This window comes from Chryseobacterium sp. FR048 (assembly GCF_056844665.1).
The window spans coordinates 426809-449949 of the sequence record NZ_JBXDSE010000003.1 but is presented as its reverse complement, the minus strand read 5'-3'; the positions used below and the strand labels follow the sequence as shown (position 1 = coordinate 449949).

General features: G+C 40.8%; 25 protein-coding genes. 4 read left to right on the top strand and 21 right to left on the bottom strand.

Translation table 11 applies throughout. The features are described from left to right. Window positions 1-101 precede the first annotated feature (101 nt). The gene (locus AC106K_RS11410) at window positions 102-773 is read left to right on the top strand and encodes a metal-dependent transcriptional regulator (RefSeq protein WP_073063070.1); all 672 of its coding nucleotides are present in this window, start codon (window positions 102-104) and stop codon (window positions 771-773) included. Between the two features lie 47 nt (window positions 774-820). Here the strand turns inward: AC106K_RS11410 and AC106K_RS11405 are convergent, their stop codons facing one another. Genes AC106K_RS11405 through AC106K_RS11385 form a run of 5 tightly spaced genes read right to left on the bottom strand, consistent with a single transcriptional unit; the run spans window position 821 to window position 5567 of the window. Beyond that, a complete protein-coding gene (locus AC106K_RS11405) occupies window positions 821-1618 on the bottom strand; it encodes a hypothetical protein (RefSeq protein ID WP_482445395.1) in 798 nt (265 codons plus the stop codon). 24 nt (window positions 1619-1642) lie between these two features. Continuing rightward, the gene (locus AC106K_RS11400) at window positions 1643-2539 is read right to left on the bottom strand and encodes a metal ABC transporter permease (protein WP_073063065.1); all 897 of its coding nucleotides are present in this window, start codon (window positions 2537-2539) and stop codon (window positions 1643-1645) included. 15 nt (window positions 2540-2554) lie between these two features. Then, on the bottom strand, window positions 2555-3838 hold the full coding sequence (locus AC106K_RS11395) for a metal ABC transporter permease (protein WP_073063062.1): 1284 nt from the start codon (window positions 3836-3838) through the stop codon (window positions 2555-2557). 12 nt (window positions 3839-3850) lie between these two features. After that, window positions 3851-4636, bottom strand: a complete 786-nt coding sequence (locus tag AC106K_RS11390) for a metal ABC transporter ATP-binding protein (protein ID WP_073063059.1) — start codon at window positions 4634-4636, stop codon at window positions 3851-3853. Between the two features lie 4 nt (window positions 4637-4640). Next, window positions 4641-5567 carry a metal ABC transporter solute-binding protein, Zn/Mn family gene (locus tag AC106K_RS11385; RefSeq protein WP_346428715.1) on the bottom strand — a complete coding sequence of 309 codons (927 nt, stop codon included), beginning with the start codon at window positions 5565-5567 and terminating at the stop codon, window positions 4641-4643. 222 nt (window positions 5568-5789) lie between these two features. Here AC106K_RS11385 and AC106K_RS11380 point away from each other — a divergent pair, with 222 nt between their 5' ends. Next, entirely contained in the window at window positions 5790-6167 is a 378-nt protein-coding gene (locus AC106K_RS11380; protein ID WP_073063053.1) for a metal-dependent transcriptional regulator, read from the top strand. Between the two features lie 82 nt (window positions 6168-6249). Here the strand turns inward: AC106K_RS11380 and AC106K_RS11375 are convergent, their stop codons facing one another. The 14 genes from AC106K_RS11375 to mobC all read right to left on the bottom strand — a co-directional run bounded on the left by AC106K_RS11375 (window position 6250) and on the right by mobC (window position 19264). Beyond that, complete coding sequence (locus tag AC106K_RS11375) at window positions 6250-6699, bottom strand: BT0820 family HAD-type phosphatase (RefSeq protein ID WP_073063050.1); 450 nt, start codon at window positions 6697-6699, stop codon at window positions 6250-6252. After that, window positions 6696-6989 carry a hypothetical protein gene (locus tag AC106K_RS11370; protein WP_482398000.1) on the bottom strand — a complete coding sequence of 98 codons (294 nt, stop codon included), beginning with the start codon at window positions 6987-6989 and terminating at the stop codon, window positions 6696-6698. Before AC106K_RS11370 ends, AC106K_RS11375 begins: the two co-directional genes overlap by 4 nt. Before the next feature lie 79 nt (window positions 6990-7068). Then, window positions 7069-7701, bottom strand: coding sequence for a 2,3-bisphosphoglycerate-dependent phosphoglycerate mutase (locus AC106K_RS11365; RefSeq protein WP_482445391.1), 633 nt, complete (start codon window positions 7699-7701; stop codon window positions 7069-7071). Between the two features lie 4 nt (window positions 7702-7705). Continuing rightward, a complete protein-coding gene (locus AC106K_RS11360; RefSeq protein WP_482397997.1) occupies window positions 7706-9052 on the bottom strand; it encodes a dihydroorotase in 1347 nt (448 codons plus the stop codon). Window positions 9053-9060: 8 nt separating this feature from the next. After that, window positions 9061-9831 carry a type I methionyl aminopeptidase gene (gene map, locus AC106K_RS11355; RefSeq protein WP_482397996.1) on the bottom strand — a complete coding sequence of 257 codons (771 nt, stop codon included), beginning with the start codon at window positions 9829-9831 and terminating at the stop codon, window positions 9061-9063. 20 nt (window positions 9832-9851) lie between these two features. Then, window positions 9852-12191 (bottom strand): ribonucleoside-diphosphate reductase subunit alpha, encoded by a 2340-nt coding sequence (locus tag AC106K_RS11350; protein ID WP_482397995.1) that lies wholly within the window; start codon window positions 12189-12191, stop codon window positions 9852-9854. A gap of 19 nt (window positions 12192-12210) precedes the next feature. Then, on the bottom strand, window positions 12211-12795 hold the full coding sequence (def, locus tag AC106K_RS11345; protein WP_482397994.1) for a peptide deformylase: 585 nt from the start codon (window positions 12793-12795) through the stop codon (window positions 12211-12213). A 14-nt stretch (window positions 12796-12809) separates the two neighbouring features. Next, window positions 12810-13781, bottom strand: coding sequence for a ribonucleoside-diphosphate reductase small subunit (locus AC106K_RS11340; protein WP_482397993.1), 972 nt, complete (start codon window positions 13779-13781; stop codon window positions 12810-12812). Continuing rightward, window positions 13774-15216, bottom strand: coding sequence for a leucyl aminopeptidase family protein (locus tag AC106K_RS11335; protein ID WP_482445388.1), 1443 nt, complete (start codon window positions 15214-15216; stop codon window positions 13774-13776). Before AC106K_RS11335 ends, AC106K_RS11340 begins: the two co-directional genes overlap by 8 nt. Next, entirely contained in the window at window positions 15206-15808 is a 603-nt protein-coding gene (locus tag AC106K_RS11330) for a peroxiredoxin (protein ID WP_482445386.1), read from the bottom strand. The genes AC106K_RS11335 and AC106K_RS11330 overlap by 11 nt, the downstream gene beginning before the upstream one ends. 29 nt (window positions 15809-15837) lie before the next feature. Beyond that, complete coding sequence (locus AC106K_RS11325) at window positions 15838-16302, bottom strand: tetratricopeptide repeat protein (protein WP_482445385.1); 465 nt, start codon at window positions 16300-16302, stop codon at window positions 15838-15840. Between the two features lies 1 nt (window position 16303). Beyond that, window positions 16304-16900, bottom strand: coding sequence for a superoxide dismutase (locus AC106K_RS11320; protein ID WP_482445383.1), 597 nt, complete (start codon window positions 16898-16900; stop codon window positions 16304-16306). Next, the gene (locus AC106K_RS11315) at window positions 16897-17067 is read right to left on the bottom strand and encodes a hypothetical protein (RefSeq protein ID WP_249050324.1); all 171 of its coding nucleotides are present in this window, start codon (window positions 17065-17067) and stop codon (window positions 16897-16899) included. The genes AC106K_RS11320 and AC106K_RS11315 overlap by 4 nt, the downstream gene beginning before the upstream one ends. A 196-nt stretch (window positions 17068-17263) precedes the next feature. Then, window positions 17264-19264 carry a conjugal transfer protein MobC gene (gene mobC / locus AC106K_RS11310; RefSeq protein WP_482445381.1) on the bottom strand — a complete coding sequence of 667 codons (2001 nt, stop codon included), beginning with the start codon at window positions 19262-19264 and terminating at the stop codon, window positions 17264-17266. 167 nt (window positions 19265-19431) lie between these two features. Between mobC and AC106K_RS11305 the strand changes: the two genes are divergently transcribed. Together AC106K_RS11305 and AC106K_RS11300 are read left to right on the top strand one after the other, a co-directional pair. Next, entirely contained in the window at window positions 19432-20196 is a 765-nt protein-coding gene (locus tag AC106K_RS11305; RefSeq protein ID WP_482445379.1) for a helix-turn-helix domain-containing protein, read from the top strand. 71 nt (window positions 20197-20267) lie between these two features. Continuing rightward, the gene (locus AC106K_RS11300; RefSeq protein ID WP_482397986.1) at window positions 20268-20657 is read left to right on the top strand and encodes a DUF1398 domain-containing protein; all 390 of its coding nucleotides are present in this window, start codon (window positions 20268-20270) and stop codon (window positions 20655-20657) included. 99 nt (window positions 20658-20756) lie between these two features. Here the strand turns inward: AC106K_RS11300 and mobB are convergent, their stop codons facing one another. Both mobB and mobA read right to left on the bottom strand, forming a co-directional pair. Next, window positions 20757-22049, bottom strand: a complete 1293-nt coding sequence (mobB, locus tag AC106K_RS11295; RefSeq protein WP_482397985.1) for a conjugal transfer protein MobB — start codon at window positions 22047-22049, stop codon at window positions 20757-20759. Beyond that, entirely contained in the window at window positions 22030-22488 is a 459-nt protein-coding gene (gene mobA, locus AC106K_RS11290) for a conjugal transfer protein MobA (protein WP_482397984.1), read from the bottom strand. The genes mobB and mobA overlap by 20 nt, the downstream gene beginning before the upstream one ends. Between the last annotated feature and the right edge of the window lie 653 nt (window positions 22489-23141).

Sequence of the window (23141 nt, the reverse complement as noted above, 5' to 3'; positions counted from 1 at the left end):
TATTTAAATTTACTTTAGCAAAAGTAATAAGTTAGATGATACTAACAAAATAATTTCTAACTTTGTTGTTAGGCAGAGCTAATATTTGATAAATTTGCTGAATGATATCACAAACGGAAGAAAATTACCTGAAGGTTCTATACAATCTGACCAGCTTGAAAGGAGAAGCCAGTGTCAATGACATCAGTAAACAGTTAGACATAAAAATGCCTACTGTAAACAGTATGATGAAACGGCTCGCCGAAAAGGAACTCGTGGTTTACGAAAGCTATAAGCCACTGAAACTAACGGATGAGGGCAAAAAGCAGGCTGCTCTTATTATCCGTAAACATCGATTGACAGAGATGTACCTGGTAGAGAAAATGGGGTTTGGATGGGAGGAAGTTCATCATATAGCCGAACAAATCGAACATATTCAGGCTCAAGAATTTTTTGACAAAATGGATGAATTATTGGGCTTTCCTAAAGTGGACCCACACGGTTCTCCTATCCCGGATGCTGATGGAAATATAGCATCAGACAATTACCTAAAATTAAGTGACTGTAAAGTAGGTGAAAGTGTTACTTTTATGGCTGTACAGTTATCTTCTGAAGATTTGCTGAAGTTCCTCACCAGTCGTGAACTTTCTTTAGGGCTTGAACTTAAAATAAAACAAATTGAACCGTTTGACGGCAGTATGGCTATTAGCTATGCCAATAAGGAAAATGAAATGCTGAGCAGTAAAGTTTGTGATAAATTGCTTGTCAGTAAGAAGCGAAAAAAAAATAGTTGAACCGTATCATAGAAAGGTTCAACTATTCACTACTATTTAATCAATTCCTATTCCTTCAAAACAATTGTTCGCTCAACAGATGTATTTTCTCCTGTCACCTGCTTACCCGAAGCATCAATTAAAGTCAGTCTGATGGTATTTTCACCGAGTGGAAGACCTTTTATCTGATAGGGCTGCCATTTGTTCAGCACAAACGTATCACCATTGATTACAGCATTTACTTTGTGTCCCTGTTCAGAAAGATTGGCATTTACCACATAAAAATCTAACAAAACAGCTTCGGTATCTTTTCCTGCATATTCTCCTTTTGGTCTGCTGTAAAACAGCATTGGTGTTTTGGATGTTTCCAATTCCTGATATTTACCATCATCTGTTACTTGGAAACGGTTCAGTACAAATGCTTTCGGTTCTTTTATGGATTCGTGGTACGAACGGGAAAGAAAAGACAGTAAATAATGTTCTGTTCCTTTTTTGAGTTTTATTTCATTTTCAGGTTTGTACAATGCCGTATAGGGCGAATTATCCATAATGAAATGGATATGCTGTCCGTCGTGCGAATTGGCAAGATGACGGGCATTGTGGTCCTCGGTGTGTTCCGTAAGCGTAAAATTCTCAATGCCGTAATTTACTTTGAAAGTCACCGAATCCGATGAAGTCGTTTCTTTTACCTGAATGTCCTGTATTTTCAGCGTTGCACCGGGAAAAGCCCTGGAATGCTCTACCGGAGTAACCGATAAATTGCCTTCGTTTGTCTGATTGTGTTCTTTTTGCCCTTTGCTATTGCACCCTGAAAGAAGTATTAATGCAATAACGTTAGTCCCGATTATCCTAAATGTCTTCTTCATTATTTATAATTTTTTAAAATCTGTTTACTCTATTTTTTGCGAAAGCAAAGTATTCCTTGCTGCCAACTTCAATCTTTTGTTTTTCAGTACAAACTGTGTGTACACGAAAACAAGGGCAAATACAACTCCCGTCATTAACGCCATACATCCGGCAATAGACGCATTGAGCCAGTAAGCCAGCCAATATCCGGTAAAAGAAACCAGAATACCGATGCCAACGGTAATGAACAGCATTTTCTTTAAATCTTCTGTAAGCAAATAAGCCGCTGCGGGCGGACCAATAAGAAAGGTAATAACCAGTATCGCTCCGACAGATTCAAAAGCACTTACGGTGGTAAAAGACACTGCTGCCATCAGCAGGTAATGCCACAATGCGGTAGAAATGCCGATACTCCCAGCAAAAGACGGGTCGAATGAGGTTAGCTTCAGTTCTTTGTAGCCGAAATAAATAAACAGTACCACCAAGAGCAGCACTACCGAAAGTATATACACCGGTTTTGGACCGATGCTTGTGCCGTCAGGTAGTATCCAGAGATTGATAGGTACATAAGCGAGTTCACCGTATAGTACACAATCCTGGTCAAGGTCAATTTTTCCGGCAAAGGTGCTGATAAGGATAATGCCCACGGCAAACATAAAGGTAAAGACAATCCCGATAGCAGCATCGGTTTGTAAGCGGGCTTTACGGTGCAGATATTCAATAAAGAATGTCGCCAATAATCCCGTGGCTCCTGCGCCAAGAAGCATAGGAAGCGTATCACGGCTGCCGCTCCATAAAAAGGCGATGACGATGCCCGGAAGCACGGCATGGCTGATGGCATCGCCTACCATACTCATTTTGCGGAGTACGAGAAAACTGCCCAGCAATCCGCAGGAAATCGCCACCAATGCTCCGGTCAATATAATCCACAATGCTATCATTTTATCTGTTTTGTATTACTTCGGTATCACAGTCCCATGCGGGTCTGTTTCAGGATTATCTAAATATTTTTCCAATTGTTTTTCCAGCTCGGGCGTGATGTAATGCTCCATTTCTTCGGCATTGTCGTGTACGTGGTCGGGAGCTATTTCCATAAAGTTTGTCAGGTACAATTCCCACAAACGGTGTAACCGAACGATTTTTTTAGCTTTTACAAGCCCTGTTTCGGTCAGTTGTGCCTGTTGGTTACTGTAATCCAAAAGACCTTGCCGGTTCAATCTTTTCATTCCTGATTTTAATTGGGTCGGTTGCATTTTTTTGAAAGCCAGCAATTCCTCCACCGTTCTTTTCATTTTGAAATTGTCGCCCTTTTCGCTTATTTGGTAAAACAGCTTCAGGATATTTTCATCCATCATAGTACGGCTGTTCTTGTTGCGTTTCAACGTTTTTGGGACAACACCCAACGGGGCAAAAAAGAACGAGAAAAAAGCAATCAATGACGAAACCACCACCATCCACGGACCTGTCGGCATCGCCGGAGCGATGTATGAAATGTAAGCTCCTGCCAGTCCCGAAACGGCACCGAATATAGCGGCAAACAAGACCATCCGCCTGATATTGTGTGTCCAATATCTTGCGGCAGCGGCAGGTGTAATAAGCATCGCAGCCATCAGTACAACGCCTACTGCGGTAATACCCGATACTACCGCCAATACGGTAAGACTGGTCAATAACAAATCCAATTTCCGAACAGGCAATCCCAATACTTCGGCATAATGCTCGTCAAAGGCTATAATCGTAAATTCTTTGAAAAAAGCAAGTGTAACCGCAATCAGTACCACGGCAATAACAGAAAAGGTTATCAGGTCGCTGCCTATAAGTGTTGCCGCCTTCCCGAATATAAAACGGTCCATACCGCTTTGTGCCGCATTACCTGATTGCTGAATGTAAGTCATCAGCACAATGCCCAATGCGAAAAACACCGAAAGCACCAGCCCGATGGCAGCGTCTTTCTTTATCTTTGATTTTGCGGTTATATAGTCTATCGTAACGAGCGAAAGCCACCCTGAAATAAACGCTCCGACAAGCATCAGTGAAGTATTCTTAGTACCTGCAAAAAGAAAAGCAGCACAGATACCCGGCAATACCGAATGCGAAACGGCATCTCCCACAAGAGATTTTTTTTTCAGCACAATGAATGAACCCACAATGGCTGCACTTACCGAAAGCAGGATGCTCCCGAGTACCACGTACCTGACGTTGGGGTCATTGAATGAAAAAAAGTTAACGAAATTATCCATTGTATCTGTTGATTATTTTTTTTCGGAAAATTTATCTTTTGCCAGTAAATCTCCTGCTTCTGCCAATACAGATAAGCGTGTGCCGTAGGTTTTTTTGAGCAATTCGGGAATGTAAACCTGCTTCATCGGACCCGAAGCTACAAGTCGCATATTGAGCATTACGAGCCAATCAAAATATTCGGTAATGGTATCCAAATCGTGATGTACAACGATGACGTTCTTTTTGGCATTGACCATTTCACGTAATAAAGTGATAATGGCTTCTTCTGTTGCTGCATCCACACCGGCAAACGGTTCATCCATCAGGTAAAAATCGGCTTCCTGTGCCAATGCCCTTGCTATAAAGACACGTTGCTGCTGTCCGCCCGAAAGCTGGGAAATCTGCCGTTTGGCAAAATCAGTCATTCCCACTTTTTCAAGACATTCCATTGCGATTTTCCTGTCCGAACTGCGTATGCTGCGAAGCATTCCAATTTTGGCATATCTTCCCATCAATACCACATCAAGTGCTGATACCGGAAAATCCCAGTCCACCGATTCCCGTTGGGGAACATAGCTCACCCGGCTGCGCACCTGGTCTAAGTCTTTTCCGAATATTTTTACATAGCCGCTTGATAGAGGAATCAAGCCCATTATGGATTTGAGCAAAGTGGATTTACCGGAACCGTTCGGACCAATAATACCGGTAATGCTTCCTTCGGGTAAACTGAAATCAACACCCCAAAGAGCCGGTTTGCTTGAATAGCTTACCGTGAGGTCGTGTACTTCCAATACCGGATTTTCAGATTGAATAATCATTTGTTTACTGTTTTAATGCGGTTACGATGGTATTCACATTGTGTTTTACCATTCCGGTGTATGTGCCTTCGGAAGTTCCTTTTTCGCCCATTGCATCCGAAAAAAGATTACCTCCGATGGACAGTTTTTTTCCTTTGTTATTCACGCCTTCCACCACAGCCTTGAGCGATTTGTCTGATACGGAACTTTCGACAAATACTGCGGGAATATCATTTTTGATAATAAAATTGACCAAATCGGTAACATCCCGCAAACCGATTTCCGACATCGTGGATATACCTTGCAATCCCCTTACCTCAATTCCATAAGCCTTTCCAAAATAGCTGAACGCATCGTGTGCGGTAATCAGTACCCTTCTGTTTTCGGGAATGGTAGAAATTTCGGCTTTCACCCAATGGTCGAGGCTGTCCAGTTCTTTCAGGTATTTATCGGCATTTTGCTGATAATACACCGTGTTTTCAGGATTGAGCCGGATAAGGCTTTTCAATGTTATTTCCGCAGCTTCTTTCCAAAGCTGTACGTCAAACCAGATATGCGGGTCATACGTATTGTCGGATACACTGATTATTTTTCCCCGGCTGATGGAGTCACCCAAAGCAATCACAGGCTTTACGTGGGTCTGTTTCTCCAGTATTTCGCCCATTTTACCTTCAAGGTGCAGACCGTTGTAAAAGATATAATCGGCATCCATTATTTTTTTGAGGTCGCCCTGGCTTGCTTTGTACAAATGCGGGTCCACTCCGGGTTGCATAATGGCTTCTACCTTTGCCGAATCTCCGGCTATGTTTTCTACTATATCGGCTATCATTCCCGTTGTGGTAACGATATAGGGTTTTTCGCCTGTGACCGATTTCTTGTTCTCCCTACAGGAAAACAATAGGAACGCAACGGTTAAGACATAAAGACAATGTAAGTGATTTTTCATCTTCATCTGAAATACGTTTTTTCTAAGTCATTCATTGAATATTCAAAATAAATGTTTAGGCAAATATAATTAAAAAGTTAGACTTGTGTAACTTTTAAGTAATAGTATTCTATATTTGCTTTTATAAAAACTGATTATTGTGATAGGGATTAATGCGGATTATTGAAATATTTAGATACTTAATATTTGCATTTTGACCCGAAGCATTTTAATCCAATACAGTGAAATATGGAAGAAATAAACGACCTGACATATGCTGAAAAAATGTACCTGTTAAAGATTTATCAAACCTCAATAGCTGAGGGAAAGCATATTTCTACTACTCAAATAGCTAAATTACTTCAAGTTAAAGCCTCTTCTGTCACAGATATGCTGAAAAGATTGTCTTGCAGAGAATTGGTCTTGTACAGCAAATATCACGGTTGTGAAATGACAACGGAAGGTATCAGGATTGCATCGCTGATTTTGGAGCAATTGACGTTAACACAACAGTTTCTTATTACACATCTGGATATGAATATAGATGACAGCGAACATATCGCAGAAAAAATCATTACGCTGGATGTTCCTGTACTATTTGACAAGATAAGACAGGTATTAAATTAGGCTTAAATGATACAGCGTATCTGAAAATTGACTTGAACACAAACCTAACCAGGTGAATGCTGGTTTAAATTTATATCTTATTCTATCCTCCAAATCCAAGCCAGCTCTTTTTTTTCTTTTTGTAATTGATATGAGCTTCTTTATTTTTTAATTGGTGTGCATATTCACTTCCTTCGGGATGAAGGGTTTGCCAAATAATATCCCATCCTAAAAATCCGCCTACATTGCGGTCGTCAATAAAAATATCGGCATTGATTTTTCTGCTGAAATCACCCTCGGCAGTTTCTCCCGGATAATTTTCATTAACAGCATAGAATACCATTCCGTTCTGCCTGCAAAACTCAACCGCTTCTTCCAGCTCTTTTTCTTTTCTGTATGTCCACAAAATGAGCCGGTGTCCTTTGGATTGAAGTGCTTTTAATGTGGTAAAAGCAAACAGCATTTCGTTTCCGATTTCGGGATATTTATGCTCTACAATAGTACCGTCAAAGTCCACGGCGATTACTTTTCCTTTCGTATCAATAAGGTTCATTTCTTGCTGTATTTTGCTCTAAGTTTTATTTTTTCCGTTTCCCGTTCAATCAGCAGACGGGCTATTGTATGCCCTGAAGACTGCTTTCCCGCATCCAGTGCCAATGCACTTTTTACTTTATCTTCAGAAACATCTATGCGGTACAGGATGCTCAGCAACCTGTTGAAGTCCGATTGTATCAGATGGTTTAAGTAGAATACCAATGCTTCAAACTGTTCCTCTTGGGATTGCTTCGCCGAAAATCCATCAATCTGAAGTTTATCGGCAATCAGGCTTATCGGATAATTCATTTGTCCTTTTTTTGATATTATTAATCATTAAACGGTTCAGCTTCTGAATTGTCGAATTTGTTTAGATACATAACCTGATTTAAGTTGTGGCTATACTACTTGTGTGGGTGATACTTCCCAGCTTAACAGCATTCATCTGTTCATCAAAAACATACGTCAAAGGCTCTCCTGTGGCGATTTCCCTTTTCAGTATTTCTTCGGGAGAAAGATGTTCCAGGTACATAATCAATGCTCTCAAACTATTTCCGTGTGCGACGATGAGTACATTTTTGTGTTGTTCCAACTGAGGTTTGATATTACTTTCAAAATATGGTATCACACGGTCGTAGGTGTGTTTCAAACTTTCCCCGCCTGGAGGTGCTATGTCGAATGAACGCCGCCAGATATGTACCTGTTCGGCTCCGAATTTTTGAGCGGTTTCAGCTTTGTTAAGCCCTTCGAGGTCGCCATAGGAGCGTTCGTTTAATGCTTCATTCATAATCACCGGCATATCCGTATTTCCGCATTCATCCAGTATGATGTTCAGCGTATGCTGTGCCCTGACCAATTTTGATGTAAAGGAAACGTCTATTTTTTCGTCTTTCAGACTTTGACCTGCCCTTTGAGCTTCCTGTTTACCCAATTCGGTGATGTCCACATCTTTCCAACCTGTAAAGCGGTTTTCAAGGTTCCATTGTGATTGTCCGTGCCGGACGAGAAATATTTTTGTCATAATGTTATGTATTAAGTTTTACTAAAGCTTTTCCTTTTAGGTCTTCATTAAAATGCCCTTCTTCATAAACAAGATTTCCATTGACAAATGTGTGGCTTACCTTGGTTTGAAAAACCGAACCTTCCAACGGCGACCAGCCACATTTATACAGAATATTGTCTTTTGAAACCATCCATTCCCTGTTCATATCCACTAATACCAAATCAGCATAATAACCCTCCCTTATAAATCCCCTGTTCTCGATTTGATAAAGTATAGCAGGGTTGTGACACATCTTTTCTACTATTTTTTCAAGCGAAATAATGCCCTGCTTATAGAACTCAAGCATAATATTCAGCGAATGCTGCACCATAGGCGCACCTGAAAGGGCGGTAAAATAACTACCGCTTTTTTCTTCAATGCTGTGCGGTGCATGGTCAGTAGTAACCAGGTCAATATGATTATCTGTAAGTGCCTTCAACAACCCTTTTCTATCTGCTTCTGACTTGATTGCTGGGTTCCATTTTATCAGTGCTCCCAAGCGGTCGTAGTCTTTTTCCGAAAACCAAAGATGCTGTACGCAAACTTCGGTCGTGATTTTCTTATCTTTGAGAGGGATGTTATTTCTGAACAGACGTGCTTCTGCCGAGGTGGTCAAATGCAGGATATGCAGGCGTGACTTATATTTTTCCGCCAATGCGATAAAATCCTTTGTAGCTTCTATGCAGGCAGTTTCGCTCCGTATCAGGGGATGAAGACGAAAGGGAATATATTCTCCGTATTGCTGTTTGTAAATACCTTCGTTAGCTGTAATGATAGTTTCCTTTTCTGCGTGTACGGCAATGATACAGTCGCAATGGGCGAACAGTTTTTCCATTACCTGCGGATTATCTGCAAGCAGGTTTCCTTTCTTTGTAAAATACAAGCCGTCGTCTGATACAGCCAGGAACTGCGAGGTATCCATCTGAAGAATTTCATCAATATTATCGGCATTTACCCCCATAAAGAAACCAAAGTTTGCCAAAGACTTTTGTGCCGCCATACGGTATTTTTCTTTCCACAGTTCCAGCGTGAGTACATTAGGTTTCGTGTTCGGCATATCAATAAATGAGGTAACTCCTCCTGCAATGGCTGCTTTACTTTCGGTATATAAATCTGCCTTGTATGTTAATCCGGGGTCACGAAAATGTACCTGCCCATCAATGATACCCGGAAATAAAAATTTACCGGTTCCGTTAATCACTTTAGTACCTGATTGATTAAGCGCAGCACCTATTTTTTGTACATATCCATTTTCAACGAGTACATCTGCATTCGTAATGATGCCTTCATTGACTATGTTTGTATCTTTTATGAGAATAGGTTGTGTCATTTTTATTGTTAATTCCAAATGCCGTTGGCTTCTGTTAAAATAACAGGAGTGCCGTCAGTAATGATAATGGTATGTTCGTGCTGGGCTACATAGCCGCCTTTATTTCCTACAAGTGTCCATTCATCCGATTTCGGATTGCTCAATACAGCCATTGTAGAATGCGTGGCTATAAATGTTTCCACGGCAACAACTGTATTTTTCCTAAATCGGCTAAAATTCATTTTGTCCCTGAAATTGGGTATGGACGGCTCTTCGTGCAGCCTGTTTCCGATGCCGTGTCCCGTTAGATTGTGTATCACTTTGTAGCCTCTTCTTTTAGCTTCCGTTTCAATAATATACCCCACATCTTTTATTCGTACACCGGCTTTGATGTTGCTTATTGCTTTCTTTAGGATTTGCTTGGATGCATCAACCAAAACAGCATGGTTATGAACATCGTTTCCCAATACAAACGAACCGCCATTATCAGCCCAAAAACCGTTAAGTTCGGCAGACACATCTACGTTTATCAAATCACCTTCTTTCAATATTTTTGCGGCTGAAGGGATGCCGTGTGCAACCTCCTGATTGACACAGATACAGGTACAACCCGGAAATTTATATGTGGAATAAGGGGCTGATTTTGCTCCAAAACTGTAAAGCATCTTCGCTCCGAAATCATCCAGTTCTTTTGTGGACATACCGGGTTGGGCATAACTCTGCATTGCCCTTAATGTAAGGGCAACCGCTTTGCTTACTGCCTGCATTCCGATTAAATCTGTTTCTGCTGATATTGACATTGCTTTTGATTATTAATTGTTTAACTCCCACAGGCAATACACTCTTCTGGATTATCCAGTGAGCAGGAAATAGCTGCCTGTTTGTCTTCTGCTGATTGTACCGTTTCTACCGTAAATTTTATAGCATCTGCCGCCGCTTTGGTGCGCAGGTAATACATCCCTGTTTTTAGTCCGCTTTTCCAAGAATGAAAGTGCATCGAAGTCAACTTTGCCATATTCGGTTCTGCCATAAACAGGTTGAGCGATTGGGACTGGCAGATAAAAGCACCTCTGTCGGCTGCCATATCAATAATGGTTTTCTGTTTGATTTCCCACACGGTTTTGTACAATTCTTTTAAGTCCGTTGGAATTTCTTCCATATTTTGAACGGAGCCGTTTTCGGTAATCAGCCTGTTTTTCATCTTGGCATCCCACAAATTCAATTCGATAAGGTCTTTCAATAGATGCTTGTTGACCACCACAAATTCTCCTGAAAGAACCCGACGATTGTACACATTGCTGGTATAAGGTTCAAAACATTCGTTGTTTCCCAATATCTGCGAGGTAGAAGCCGTAGGCATCGGTGCAAGCAACAGCGAATTGCGTACTCCAAATTCCATTACGTCTTTGCGTAAGCCTTTCCAATCCCATCGTTCGGACGGCTCCACATCCCATAAATCAAACTGAAATTTACCTTCGGATAAAGGCGAACCTTTAAAGCTCTCGTAAGCACCTTGTTCCTTTGCCAGCTCCATAGAGGCTTCCATTGCGGCAAAGTAGATGGTTTCAAAAATGTCAATATTCAATTGCTTTGCTTCTTCACTTTCAAATGGCAATCGCAACAGGATAAACACATCTGCCAAACCTTGTACGCCCAAACCTATCGGACGATGTTTGAAATTGGAATTTTCGGTTTCGGGTACGGGATAATAATTGCCGTCTATAACCTTATTCAAGTTTCGGGTTACGATTTTGGTTACCTCATACAGCTTCTGAAAGTCAAAACCGTTTTCGGAAACATAACGGGGCAATGCCAGCGAAGCCAGATTGCATACTGCCACTTCATCTGCATTGGTAAATTCCATTATTTCCGTACAAAGGTTGGAACTACGGATAACACCTATATTTTTCTGGTTGGATTTTTCATTGACCGCATCTTTGTAACACATATACGGTGTTCCTGTTTCTATTTGTGCTTCCAGAATGGCATTCCACAATTCACGGGCTTTAACCTGTTTACGGAATTTTCCATCCTGTTCATATTGTTTATACATTGTAGCAAACGCTTGACCGTATGTATCACACAATCCCGGTGCTTCGTTCGGGTCAAATAATGACCAATCGCTATTTTCTTCTACCCGTTGCATAAACAAGTCGGGTATCCAAAGTGCCGGAAACAAATCTCTTGCCCGCATTTCTTCCTTCCCGTGATTTTTGCGGATGTCTAAGAAATCAAAAATATCGGCGTGCCATGGTTCGAGATAAACCGCAATCGCTCCTTTGCGTTTACCGCCGCCCTGGTCAACATAGCGTGCCGTGTCATTGTACACCCGAAGCATCGGAATAATGCCATTGGAAATACCTCCTGTACCTTTGATGTAACTGCCCGTTGCCCGTACATTGTGAATGCTGATACCGATACCGCCGGCAGATTGGGAAATCAATGCACAGCGTTTCAGTGTGTCGAAAATACCGCTGATGCTGTCTTCGACCATACTCAACAGAAAGCAGGATGACATCTGTGGTTTAGGAGTTCCTGCATTGAATAATGTGGGCGTAGCGTGAACAAACCATTTTTCGCTCATCAGGTTGTAGGTTTCGATTGCTGCCTCAATGTCTTCTTTATGGATACCGATTGCCACACGCATAAATAAATGTTGTGGTCGTTCAGTTACTTTGCCGTTGGTCCGTATCAGGTATGAGCGTTCCAGCGTTTTAAACCCGAAATAGTCAAAATTATAATCACGGTCATAGATAATTCTGCTGTCTATTTCATCGGCATTTTTACGGATAATATCGTAAGTTTCTTTGGATAGCAGGGGTGCGTGTGTGTTGGTTACCGGGTCGATATAATCGTACAGTATTTTAGCCGTTTTGGAAAACGACTTTAAGGTATTTTTATGCAGGTTGCTGACCGCAATTCGTGCGGCAAGCACAGCAAAATCAGGATGCACTGTAGTATAAGCCGCAGCGGTTTCAGCGGCAAGATTATCCAGTTCGGTCGTGGTTACATTGTCGTAGATACCTTGGATTACTTTCTTGGCAATTTCTATGACATCCTTTTCGTTGACTGCAAGTCCATACACTAATTTATGAAGCCTTGCTGTAATTTTATCGAAATGTACCGCTTCCTGTTTTCCGTTTCTTTTTATTACAAACATTGAGTTGCGTTAAATTATTTTAGTCTTTAAATTTCATTTTATAGGGTGTTGCTACTTTTCCTTTCAACACTTGTTTCAGTTTTCCTTCCATCAGTTTTTTACTCAATGGCTTTACCCGGTCTATGTATAAAATGCCCTGCGTATGGTCGTATTCGTGCAGGATTACACGGGCTGTCATTCCACTGAAAGTTTTTCTGATGGTTTCAAAATCCTGATTTTGATATTGAACTTCCACCGACCACGAGCGGACTACTTTTCCTGAAAGAAACGGCAGGCTCAAACAGCCTTCGGTTTCTTCCCATTTGTTATCGGAAAGGCTTATGATTTCCGTATTGAGAAAAACCTCCCGTATCCCGGTATCACCTTGTGTGAAAATTGCCTTTCGTTCTGTTTCGTCCATATTATCGTACAAAATCTTACTATCGGCTACGAAGAGTTGTAGTGATTTTCCGATTTGAGGAGCTGCTAATCCACATCCTTGGGCTTGTTCCATTGTTTCCCACATATCAGCGATAAGCGTATCCAGTCCCTGAAAGCCTGTATCTACCTTGTCTGCCGTCATTTTCAGCACATTATTTCCATATCCGTAAACCGCTAATTTCATTTCTATTTATTCTGTTAAAAATCCTCATCCATCGAAAAGGTGTTGTTCTCTTTTGCTCCCTGTGCTACGCCCGACTTTTGATATTCGCCTACACGGCGTTCAAAGAAGTTGGTCTTGCCTTGTAAGGAAATCAGCTCCATAAAATCGAAAGGATTTGTAGCATTCCAAACCTTTTTACAATCTAATGCTACAAGCAACCTATCGGCTACAAATTCGATATACTGGCACATCAGTTCGGCATTCATCCCGATAAGCCTTACCGGTAAAGCATCTGTTACAAATTCTTTTTCAATATCAACCGCATCTATTATTATTTTCTGTACGGTTTCCTCCGGCAGTTTGCCTATCAAATGATTGACATATAACAGACAAGCGAAGTCGCAATGCAGTCCTTCGTCACGGCTTATCAGTTCGTTGGAAAAAGTCAAACCTGGCATCAGACCACGTTTTTTCAACCAGAAAATGGAACAAAAGCTACCCGAAAAGAAAATTCCTTCCACCGCAGCAAAAGCAATCAGCCTTTCGGCAAAGTTCTCGCTCCCTATCCAGCGTAATGCCCAATCGGCTTTTTTGCCTACACAGGGAATGGTTTCTATAGCCCGTAACAGGTAATCTTTTTCCTTTGGGTCTTTCACATACGTATCAATCAGTAAGGAATACATTTCCGAATGGATGTTCTCAATCATAATCTGAAACCCGTAAAAGCAACGAGCTTCGGGATATTGTACTTCCTGAATAAAGTTTACGGAGAGGTTTTCATTAACGATGCCGTCACTTGCAGCAAAGAATGCCAGTACGTGTGAGATAAAATAACGTTCGTCCTTGCTTAGCTTGTGTTGCCAATCGTTCATATCAGGTGAGAGGTCCACCTCTTCTGCCGTCCAAAAACTTGCTTCTGCTTTTTTGTAGAATTGCCAGATGTCATCGTGCCGAATGGGAAAGATGACAAAACGGTCTTTGTTATCCTGTAATATCGGTTCAATCATCTTTGCATTTTCTCTTTATAAACTCATATAGCAACCGTACGGGCACAGCCGTCGCTCCACTCTGTCTGTAACTTTTAGCTTCTTTGACAAATGCCGCTCCTGCAATGTCCAGATGTATCCAGGGGTAATCCGTAAAATGCTCCAGGAAGATGGAGGAGGTGCTTACACCACCTATGGGACCTCCCAGATTACTTATATCGGCAATAGAGGATTTCAGTAACTCCTTGTATTCTTTCCAGAGCGGTAATTGAACCAAACGTTCGTAAACCTGTTCTCCGACTTCTTTGAGTTCGTTTATTTTCTCCCGACTGTTTCCCAACACGGCGATACCGTACGAGCCTGTAATGGCAGCCGAAGCACCTGTTAAGGTAGCCATATCAATGACCAGTTCCGGTTGAAACCTTTTGGCATAGGTCAAAGCATCAGCTAATACCAACCTGCCTTCGGCGTCGGTGTTCTGCACCTCAACCGTAGTGCCATCCATCATCGTAATCACATCATCCACCACCAAAGCATTGGAAGAAATCTTATTGTCGGTAGCGGGAACAAGCCCAATTACATAATAAGGCAGTTTATTTCCAGCAATTGCCGCAACCGTTCCCAATACTGCCGCACCGCCTGCCATATCGCATTTCATCGTGAGCATATTCCCGTTTATTTTCAGCGAATAGCCACCCGTGTCGAACATTACGCCTTTGCCTACAAGCACCAACGGTTTTTCGTTAACAGCATTTTCGGGCTTGTAATGAAAAATATTGAATGTAGGCGGTGTTTCCGAACCTTTGTTTACTGCAAGTAACCCGCCCATTTTCAATTCTTCAATCTGTTCTTTATGCAGGATTTCGGTTTCAAATTCGAACTGTTTTCCGGCTTCCGTTGCTGCCGAAGAAAACTGCAAAGCATCCATATAATTGACCGGCTCATTGACCAATGTTTTGGTCAATGAAACGGCTTCCGCAACTGTTTTCAGTTCAGTAATTTTCTCCTTCGGAAAGGAACGGTTACGGATATATACCTCAATGGGAAGCTGTTTCTTTTTTGTTTTGTATTTATTAAAATCGTAACTGCTCAACAGCATCCCTTCCAGAAAGGCATAGCGTTCTACTTCCGCAAGTTCTTCCAGTCCCCGCAGCCTTGCCGTTTGGGTTTGCTGTTTTTGCAGAGCGGTGTACAACGAAGCCCCAGCCAGTCGCAAAACTTCGGTTTCTTTGTTCGGAGTGATGGTAATAAAATTCTGTTTATCGCCAAGTGTGGTAATAACTTCCGTCCGGTTTTCAGCAAATGCCTTACCTATATTTTGTGCCAAAGATTTTTGAAACGCATAGCGTTCAGACTGTTCTTTTGTTGCTATGAGTATGATGTTCGCAGCATCTTCGGAAACATCTTCTTTCTTTACATAAGATAAAAGGTTTACATTCAAGTAGCTATCCTGCATTTTGTTCTTTTAGTTTTGCTGTTAAAGTCTGTTCTCCTGCCGTCCAGCCACAGGCGGTGAGTTCTTCCGTTTGCAAAGCGTCCAGTACCCGAAGCACTTCGTTTACATTTCTGCCCACATTCATCGGGTACACGCTTACCCATTGGATTTTACCGTTAGGGTCGATAATGAATGTGGCACGATAGGCGACTTTTTCGTTATTGTCCAAAATGCCCATTTCTTCTGCCAATGATTTAGAGGTATCGGCGAGCATCGGGATAGTCAGTTTTGCCAATCCGGGATGATTTTGCCGCCAACCCAAATGCACAAATTCGCTGTCGGTAGATGCACCTATAACTACGGCATTACGTTCTGCAAATGCTGCACTGCTTTTATCAAATTCGATGATTTCGGTAGGACAAACGAAGGTGAAATCTTTCGGCCACCAGAATAATACCGTCCATTTGCCCTGTTCCATAGCGTATTGCTGGTTGATGTCAATGATTTCAATTCCCTTATCGGTTGTAACAACCGCTTTTTTTGCAAAATCGGGCAGTTTGTCCCCGATGGTTAATGGTCCTTTTTGTACCAGTTGCATTTGCTGTTGGTTCATTAGTTTTTTTACTGAATTGCACATAATTTCTATTCTACTTTTATTAAATTGTTTTCTACTAATTGTTCTTTCAGTGTTCTGAAAAGCTGTTCCTGTTTTGTTTTTCCGGTATCGTTTTTTTCTGCAAACCGTACATAAGCCAGCGTAGCTCTTTTCAATTCAGACTGTATTTCGTCTATGTTGAGTTCTTTATTTCCCGCAAGATGTAACAGGTAATAAACCGTTCGTTTGAGCATATTTTCGGCTTCTTCCAGCTTGCCCAATTCCTCATAGGTGTTTGCCAAGTTATTGCAGGAAATGATATATACCTGTATGAACGGTATTTTCAGACGTATGCAATCCGGGATGTTATTGTTCAGCACTTCCGCTCTGTACAGTGCATCTTTATAACCGGACAGTGCTTTTTCAAAATTACCTTGGTTAAAAATTTCATTAGTGGAGGTCGTCAACGCCTGCCAATGTCTTTCTATATGGTTCATACAGGTATCACTCATTTTATTTTAAATTATTGTTTGCAAAATCCCAATTCACTATTTCCCAAAATCCCTCTACGAATTTTGGGCGGGCATTCCGGTAGTCGATATAATAGGCGTGTTCCCATACGTCAAGCGTAAGAACCGGTGTTTTATTCTCTGTTAGCGGTGTGTGGGCATCTTTCATTGGTACGATTTCCAACAACCCTTGTTCATTCTGTGCCAGCCAAGCCCAGCCTGCACCAAAGAGTTTGACTGCTGTTTCTGAAAATTTGTTCTTAAAATCCCCGAAACTGCCGAAATCCCGATTAATAAGCTCCGCTATTTTGCCATCGGGTGCTTTTCCGCCATTTGGAGAGAGGCAATTCCAGAAGAAGCTGTGGTTCCAATGCTGTGCGGCGTTGTTGAACAGCCCTGCATTATTATCTGCAAAACCTCTTTGTATGATTTCTTCAACACTGGCTGTTTCTAAGGGGGTGTCTTTCACCAATCCTGCAAGGTTGTTGACATAGGCAGCGTGATGTTTGCCATAATGATAGTCAAAGGTTTCCTCCGTGATTATCGGGTTCAGTGCGTTTTTGTCGTATGGAAGCTCCGGTAATGCTTGTGTAATTCTCATTGTTTTCTGTTCTTTAGTTTTAAAATTTTGATTGCTCTTTTTAATTGACTGACCTGGCTTAATTCCTCGGTAGCTTTTTTCATATCTTTCTGCATCAGGTTATTATCCCGGATATGTCTTTCCAGGTATTTTCTGTTTTCCTCTAATAATTCTATCACATAGTCCATAGTCTGAATTTTACAAAAATTAGATTAGCAAAAATAATAAGTTAGAACAGACTAACAAAATAATTAGACGGATTATTTCAAAATAATGAGAGGCTGTATATATCAATTAAAAAACCGAAGCTCTAAAAACTTCGGTTTTTACGGAATAATTCGAGTTTAATAGGAAAGAGAAATATTTTATATACTCCTTTTTTATTTACCCCTCCTGCACTAAGTGCTGTAAATCGGGGTCGTTCTTAATACGCTCCATTTCGCTTTCCACGATATGCAGGATATCTGCCTTTATCTGACGGTAGTTGCTTTCAATATCCTGTTTCATTTTATCTTCTCCGTGTTCATTAACAAAGGACAGGATTTCCGGTATCTTCTGGTAGGCTTTCGTTTCTGCCACAACTCTTTCATTGTCCACAACAATTTCAGCGTGAAATATTTTTTGCTCAATACGTTCATCAAAATTGTCCGAAACTGAACCCACAAACATACCTTGTGTAAGTGTTGAAATTTTCGATGCCGGAATAAGGCTGTCTAACTGTGTGGAAATAGAGGTTGATTTATCGTTACGGTTAATGGTCATACTTTGGCGTTTCTGCAATACTTTCCCGAAGCGTTCCGAAAGGCTTTTTGCTGTTTCTCCTACAACCTGCCCACTGAAAATATTACCTACCGTATTTTGGATAACTTTGCTCTCTTTGTCGCCGTAATCCCTTGTTAATTGCGAAAAATCCTGAAAGCCCAAACATACAGCCACCTTATTACTTCTCGCAGTTGCGATGAGATTGTCCAGTCCTCTAAAATAAATGGTTGGCAACTCATCTATGATTACGGAACTCTTTAATTGCCCTTTTTTGTTGATGAGCTTCACAATTCTTGAATTGTATAAGCCCAAAGCTGCGGAGTAGATGTTTTGACGGTCGGGATTATTCCCAACGCACAAAATTTTAGGTTCTTTGGGATTGTTGATGTCGAGTGTAAAGTCATCACCTGTCATAACCCAATACAACTGCGGGCTAATCATTCTTGACAAAGGAATTTTTGCCGATGCAATCTGCCCCTGCAATTGGTCTTGTGCTCCGCCTTGCCAAGCATCCATAAACGGAGAAAGATAGTTTTCCAAATCGGAATATGAGGTCAGAATGGTAAACACGTCCGAATACTTTTTATTCAGCAATTCAATGGCGTGTGGGAATGTACAATACTTACCGTCCTCATAGATTTTCAGATACCAAATAATGGCAGCCAATAGGATAATTGGGCTTTCCACGAAGAAATCGCCTTGCTTCTGTATCCACGACCTGTTGAGGTTCAGCATTATGGTATAAGCTGCTTCATAAGCATCCGAAATGTCCGTCATAAAATCGGGATTGAGTGGATTGCACCTATGGCTCTTGCGTGGGTCATCGAAATTTATCACATAGAATTTTGGTTGAATTTTGTACTTATCCCGATGCTTCAGCAAATGATTGTAGGCAATGGTAGAAAGGTCGTCAAATTTAAAATCATATATATACATACTAAAGCCTTTCTCAATCTGCTGCTTGATGTAATTGTTTACGATGGCATACGATTTTCCTGAACCCGGAGTACCCAACACAATCGAGGCTCGAAAAGGATTGACGATGTTAATCCAGCCATCATTCCATTTGTTTTTGTAATAAAACTTCGTGGGTAGATTGACAGAATATTCGTTTTCCATCAATTTAGTTTCCTGCTGAAAGCTCTCGTTCTCATTATTGAAAACATCGTCCATCAGGTTAGTACGGAGCAATCTGCTCATCCATACACCTGCCATAAGCAAAGCGATATAACCTAACGAGATAGTAAGGATATACAGGAATGTGCCTATTACCGGAGATAGCTTTAACAACGGTGTGTTCAGAAAGAAAAGCACAAAACCAACTCCCAAAGCCACGTAAATTTTAGACCAGGTTATTTTCTCGTTCTTAACTCCCTTAGTACCCAGGCAGCTTAAAGCCAGCAATACCAAAGCGAACGCTTTGGTATATAAGGTATGTGAAAATAAACCTGCTGTTCTATCGAAGTTGCCTAATATTTTGTTGATTACTTCCAACGTCCAGCCACGTTCCATAAAGAAACCGTAGCAGTACCAATAAAGGTGCATCAGTACCAAAAGAATACTTACTGCCCTCATAAAAGCCATTATTTTGGCTAAACCTCTTAAATCGTCTTCTCCCTGCATTATTCTTAGTTTTAATGTTCGGGCGTGAATTTAAAGGCTCTATATAGTGGCTATAAGAATGTGGCACTCAATGGCTGTGTGTGGCGGTGTTTGGCGTTATGTTGTTGCTAAAATATAGCATCCAACAGCAAGTTGGTTTTTTGTACATTTACTTTTTGATATATAAAATGAAATTTGAAAAACATTTTCCGGCAGAGAACCTAAAACACTACATAAAGTATTTTGTAGTGTCGGAGAATGAATTGGGAAGTGAATACAAAGTTTTTCCGTCTTCGGGATTGGTGATTGGCTTTCAATACAAAGGACAGCTTTCAACAATAAACGATATAGCAGAAAATAAGCTCAATTCCGCAGGAATTACAGGAATTTCTGACAGTTACAAAATCTTCAAAAACTCGGTTGACATTGGAACGATATTGATTTACTTTACTGAAATTGGCTTTACTCATTTTTCTTCACATCCTGCCAATGAACTGTTTAATCTAAGCCTTTCTCTTGATGATATTTTTGATAAAAGCAGTGTAACAGAAGTAGAAGAAAAACTGACAATCGCTGTCACCGACAAACAAAGAATAAAAATCATTGAGCAGTTTTTAGCAGCGCAACTGAAAGACATCCAAACTGACAGATTGATTGTTGAAGCGATTAAACTCATCTATCAAAGTAAGGGAACTGTTCGTATAAAAGAACTGAATGAAAAACTATTTATCAGTCAAAGTCCGTTTGAAAAAAGGTTTAGGAAAATCGTAGGAACAACACCTAAGAAGTTTGCTTGTATTGTCCGCTTCAACGCTGTTTTGGACCGCTTGAATAACACCAAATCATTGACGGAAATATGTTATGAAAACAACTTTTTCGACCAGGCACATTTTATCAAAGACTTCAAACAGTTTACAGGCGATACTCCCGAAAATTTCAAACGCTTCCTATAAAAAACGATTTTTTACAATTACAGGTTTTTAAATAGCTGGACTTTTGCTTCAACAATTAAAAATCAAGAAAAATGTTTACAGTAGAACAAATCGAATTAGCTCACGAAAAGGTAAAATCAGGAGCCGACTTTCCTAAATACATTCAGGAAATAAAACAACTGGGTGTAACAGCATTTGAAACGTGGGTGAAAGACAGCCATACCGAATATTTCGGCAAAAATGACTATCAAACAAAGTCCCAGCCCCAATATGAAAACCTGCTGATTGCGAACGATATTGACAAAGAAAAATTCAGCTATTACCTGAAAATCCATCAACAGGGAGAAACAGACTATTTTACATTTTGTAACCAATGTGCTGAAACAGGTATTGAAAAATGGTTCGCATGCCTTGATAAAATGACCTGCACTTACTATGACAAAGCAGGAAGTAAAATATTAGTAGAGGAAATACCACAGTAAATTGTAACAACACGAAGCACACCACAGATTTTTAAAATCGATGGTGTGCTTAAACTTTAAATAAATGACATTCAGGTAACAACTTGATATTATTTATTGTCATTTTTGCCTGCCTTTTTGCCTTTGTCTTTTCTTCTTCATTTTGTTGGCAAAATCCTGTTCCTCGTAATCTTCGCCCTGTGCTTCGGGCAATAAACCGCCTAATGCTTCAATCAAACCGTCTTCGTGTTTTTCATTAGTATTCAGGAAGTCGAACAAATGATGTGGTTCTTCCGCAGGAAGATCTGCATCATTTGGTCTTGATATTTTCGATTGTAGTTCAACTGGCTCTTTAATCTCGGGTTTGATATTATTGTTCCAATAATCATTAAAGGTATTGGCAGAAAGTTCCTTGCCTAAGCGTGAACCGTTCCAAACCGTTTTAGAATTGTGGTCTATAAAAGTTATTCCGTAAATACGTCCTGTGTCATTTCTACGCACCACTACATTAATGCCTTGTTCGCCTAACTGCTTTTTAAAACCCTGCTCATCATTCGTTGATTGCAGGGCGATAATAACGGCAGCTTTAATGGTTGGTTTTGTCGGGTGGTCTTTTAAAGCCTCTTTACATTTTGCAAAATGCAATTCCAAAGCCGGAAGCCCTGCGTTCTTTCCGAAAAGCGAAGCCTTGAATGGATGCCCGGCTCTTTCGCCTTTTTCATTCAAAGGAATGTACAGTAGACCCTGCCGTAGCTGTCCCTGTAATTCGCCCTCCACTTTTTCGGTGGTAATATTGAACAGGGAAAGCAAGGCATTGTATTCTCCCAAAGTCTGAAACTTGTAATAATTCGGTAAGTGCCGAACTACCGAAGCGATTTGACTTTTTACATCTCCAGCTTTATAATTTACCGGACGGAAAACCTTGTCGTTCTGCCGATGCTCCTTATAGGTTGCAGGTATCAATCCGTGTTTGCTTTCGAGTTCACGGCAAATATTCATAGACCGCATTTTCTCGAATTTGTCCGAAATCTTTTTGCCCTCTTCGTCCACGCAAACCGATACGATATGAATATGGCTACGGTCAATATCGGTATGTTTGAAGACTACAAAAGGCTGTTCGCCGTAACCCATTTCCCGCATATACTGTTCTGCCATTTCCCGATATTTTTCATCGCTTACCTTATCATTCGGGTCGGGATTGAGCGAAATATGCAACGTATGTTTTTCTGTATTGCGGTTAGCTATCAGGTAAGGGGCAAAAGACTGGGCTAATTGTGCCACGGAATAGTGACCGCTTGCGGTTTCAATCATCTTATTGGCAAACAAAATTTGTCCGTTTTCATTCTCCACTTTGAGCTGATTGTACGCCAATGCCCCGTATAAATTTCCGCTTCTACCGATTTTTGCTATCATCTCTAAGGCTGTTTTTCAGGTGTTTTGTTTCAAATTCTTCGGTTATCTGAATAATTTTTTGGCATAACATCGCCATTTCAGCCGTCTGTTTTTCCAATTTATAAAGGAACGCTGCGGCTTTTTTCTCGGAAAAATTCTTGTACAACAGCTTTACAATCTGGTTATAGTTTACACCTATGGAGCGAAACTGGCTGTGAAAAGAAGTCAACCGCATATAAAAATCAACCGTTCCCTTGTCAATTTTAACCGATTTCATTTCCTTACTAAACAGTAGTGAAATGATAAACTTTGCTTTATTGGGCATTCCCGATGCTTCAAAAAGCGATAAAAGTTTGGCGTTTTCTTCGTCCGTAAGGCGGAAAACGTGGCGATGGATGCTTGGGTCGGTCTTAGCTCTCCGTCCGCCCTTATTCTGTTTTTTGTTATTGTTCTCGTTCATCACTAATCCATTTTAATTTCACACAAAAACGCTGACTTCGGAAGACGTTTTTTAAGCTCCCGGCAGGGCAAGTTGTTTTGAGGCACTAACTCGGTTTCGAGTGCCTCAAAACACAACTTGCCGTGTTCTGTTGAACACAAAAATCCGCCCTGCGGGACGGATTAAATGTAACAGGGAAAAACGGCTCGATGCCGTTCCCGTTACCCTCCGATTTGTCAAAAGAATTTTGCATAAATCCATTAATAAAAATCATTGTACAAAGTAAAGCCCTGTTTACGAAAGCATTGTACTGTATAGCAGTGCCAAACACTGCCTTTGAACGCCAAACACTGCCACATTGATAAACTCCTTTGTTTATCTCTTTTTATTTGTACCAACAAAAGGAAGTAAGTGTGTAGATAGTTATGCAGGTAACAACATAAGTACCTAACTACCGAAGTAAGTAATCAAGCAAACAGGTACATAGAAAAGTACCTGTTCAGATACCTGGTTATGCTGTTCTGTATGCACAAATGCAAGTATTCAGGTAAGTAGGTCTGCTTGTACAAATCTACTTATCTGCCTACCGATGTAGGCGTGTATTCAAGTACATAGATAGGTTGGTCTATGGGTAAATAATTACCTACGCAAGTAAATCGGTGCATAGCAACATA

Bases quoted from the DNA above. Each gene is read 5' to 3' on its own strand.
- AC106K_RS11375 (WP_073063050.1), bottom strand. From the start codon at position 6,699: ATGAACCTTATTGATACGAAAGGAAAAGTAATCGCCGTGGACTTTGAC.
- AC106K_RS11370 (WP_482398000.1), bottom strand. From the start codon at position 6,989: ATGAATTATCCGATAAGCCTGATTGCCGATAAACTTCAGATTGATGGA.
- AC106K_RS11395 (WP_073063062.1), bottom strand. From the start codon at position 3,838: ATGGATAATTTCGTTAACTTTTTTTCATTCAATGACCCCAACGTCAGG.
- map (WP_482397996.1), bottom strand. From the start codon at position 9,831: ATGTCAATATCAGCAGAAACAGATTTAATCGGAATGCAGGCAGTAAGC.
- mobB (WP_482397985.1), bottom strand. From the start codon at position 22,049: ATGATAGCAAAAATCGGTAGAAGCGGAAATTTATACGGGGCATTGGCG.
- mobC (WP_482445381.1), bottom strand. From the start codon at position 19,264: ATGCAGGGAGAAGACGATTTAAGAGGTTTAGCCAAAATAATGGCTTTT.
- AC106K_RS11350 (WP_482397995.1), bottom strand. From the start codon at position 12,191: ATGTTTGTAATAAAAAGAAACGGAAAACAGGAAGCGGTACATTTCGAT.
- AC106K_RS11410 (WP_073063070.1), top strand. From the start codon at position 102: ATGATATCACAAACGGAAGAAAATTACCTGAAGGTTCTATACAATCTG.
- AC106K_RS11390 (WP_073063059.1), bottom strand. From the start codon at position 4,636: ATGATTATTCAATCTGAAAATCCGGTATTGGAAGTACACGACCTCACG.
- def (WP_482397994.1), bottom strand. From the start codon at position 12,795: ATGAAATTAGCGGTTTACGGATATGGAAATAATGTGCTGAAAATGACG.
- AC106K_RS11340 (WP_482397993.1), bottom strand. From the start codon at position 13,781: ATGATTGAACCGATATTACAGGATAACAAAGACCGTTTTGTCATCTTT.
- AC106K_RS11300 (WP_482397986.1), top strand. From the start codon at position 20,268: ATGTTTACAGTAGAACAAATCGAATTAGCTCACGAAAAGGTAAAATCA.
- AC106K_RS11330 (WP_482445386.1), bottom strand. From the start codon at position 15,808: ATGAACCAACAGCAAATGCAACTGGTACAAAAAGGACCATTAACCATC.
- AC106K_RS11360 (WP_482397997.1), bottom strand. From the start codon at position 9,052: ATGACACAACCTATTCTCATAAAAGATACAAACATAGTCAATGAAGGC.
- AC106K_RS11335 (WP_482445388.1), bottom strand. From the start codon at position 15,216: ATGCAGGATAGCTACTTGAATGTAAACCTTTTATCTTATGTAAAGAAA.
- AC106K_RS11315 (WP_249050324.1), bottom strand. From the start codon at position 17,067: ATGGACTATGTGATAGAATTATTAGAGGAAAACAGAAAATACCTGGAA.
- AC106K_RS11405 (WP_482445395.1), bottom strand. From the start codon at position 1,618: ATGAAGAAGACATTTAGGATAATCGGGACTAACGTTATTGCATTAATA.
- AC106K_RS11365 (WP_482445391.1), bottom strand. From the start codon at position 7,701: ATGACAAAAATATTTCTCGTCCGGCACGGACAATCACAATGGAACCTT.
- AC106K_RS11305 (WP_482445379.1), top strand. From the start codon at position 19,432: ATGAAATTTGAAAAACATTTTCCGGCAGAGAACCTAAAACACTACATA.
- mobA (WP_482397984.1), bottom strand. From the start codon at position 22,488: ATGAACGAGAACAATAACAAAAAACAGAATAAGGGCGGACGGAGAGCT.
- AC106K_RS11320 (WP_482445383.1), bottom strand. From the start codon at position 16,900: ATGAGAATTACACAAGCATTACCGGAGCTTCCATACGACAAAAACGCA.
- AC106K_RS11380 (WP_073063053.1), top strand. From the start codon at position 5,790: ATGGAAGAAATAAACGACCTGACATATGCTGAAAAAATGTACCTGTTA.
- AC106K_RS11385 (WP_346428715.1), bottom strand. From the start codon at position 5,567: ATGAAGATGAAAAATCACTTACATTGTCTTTATGTCTTAACCGTTGCG.
- AC106K_RS11400 (WP_073063065.1), bottom strand. From the start codon at position 2,539: ATGATAGCATTGTGGATTATATTGACCGGAGCATTGGTGGCGATTTCC.
- AC106K_RS11325 (WP_482445385.1), bottom strand. From the start codon at position 16,302: ATGAGTGATACCTGTATGAACCATATAGAAAGACATTGGCAGGCGTTG.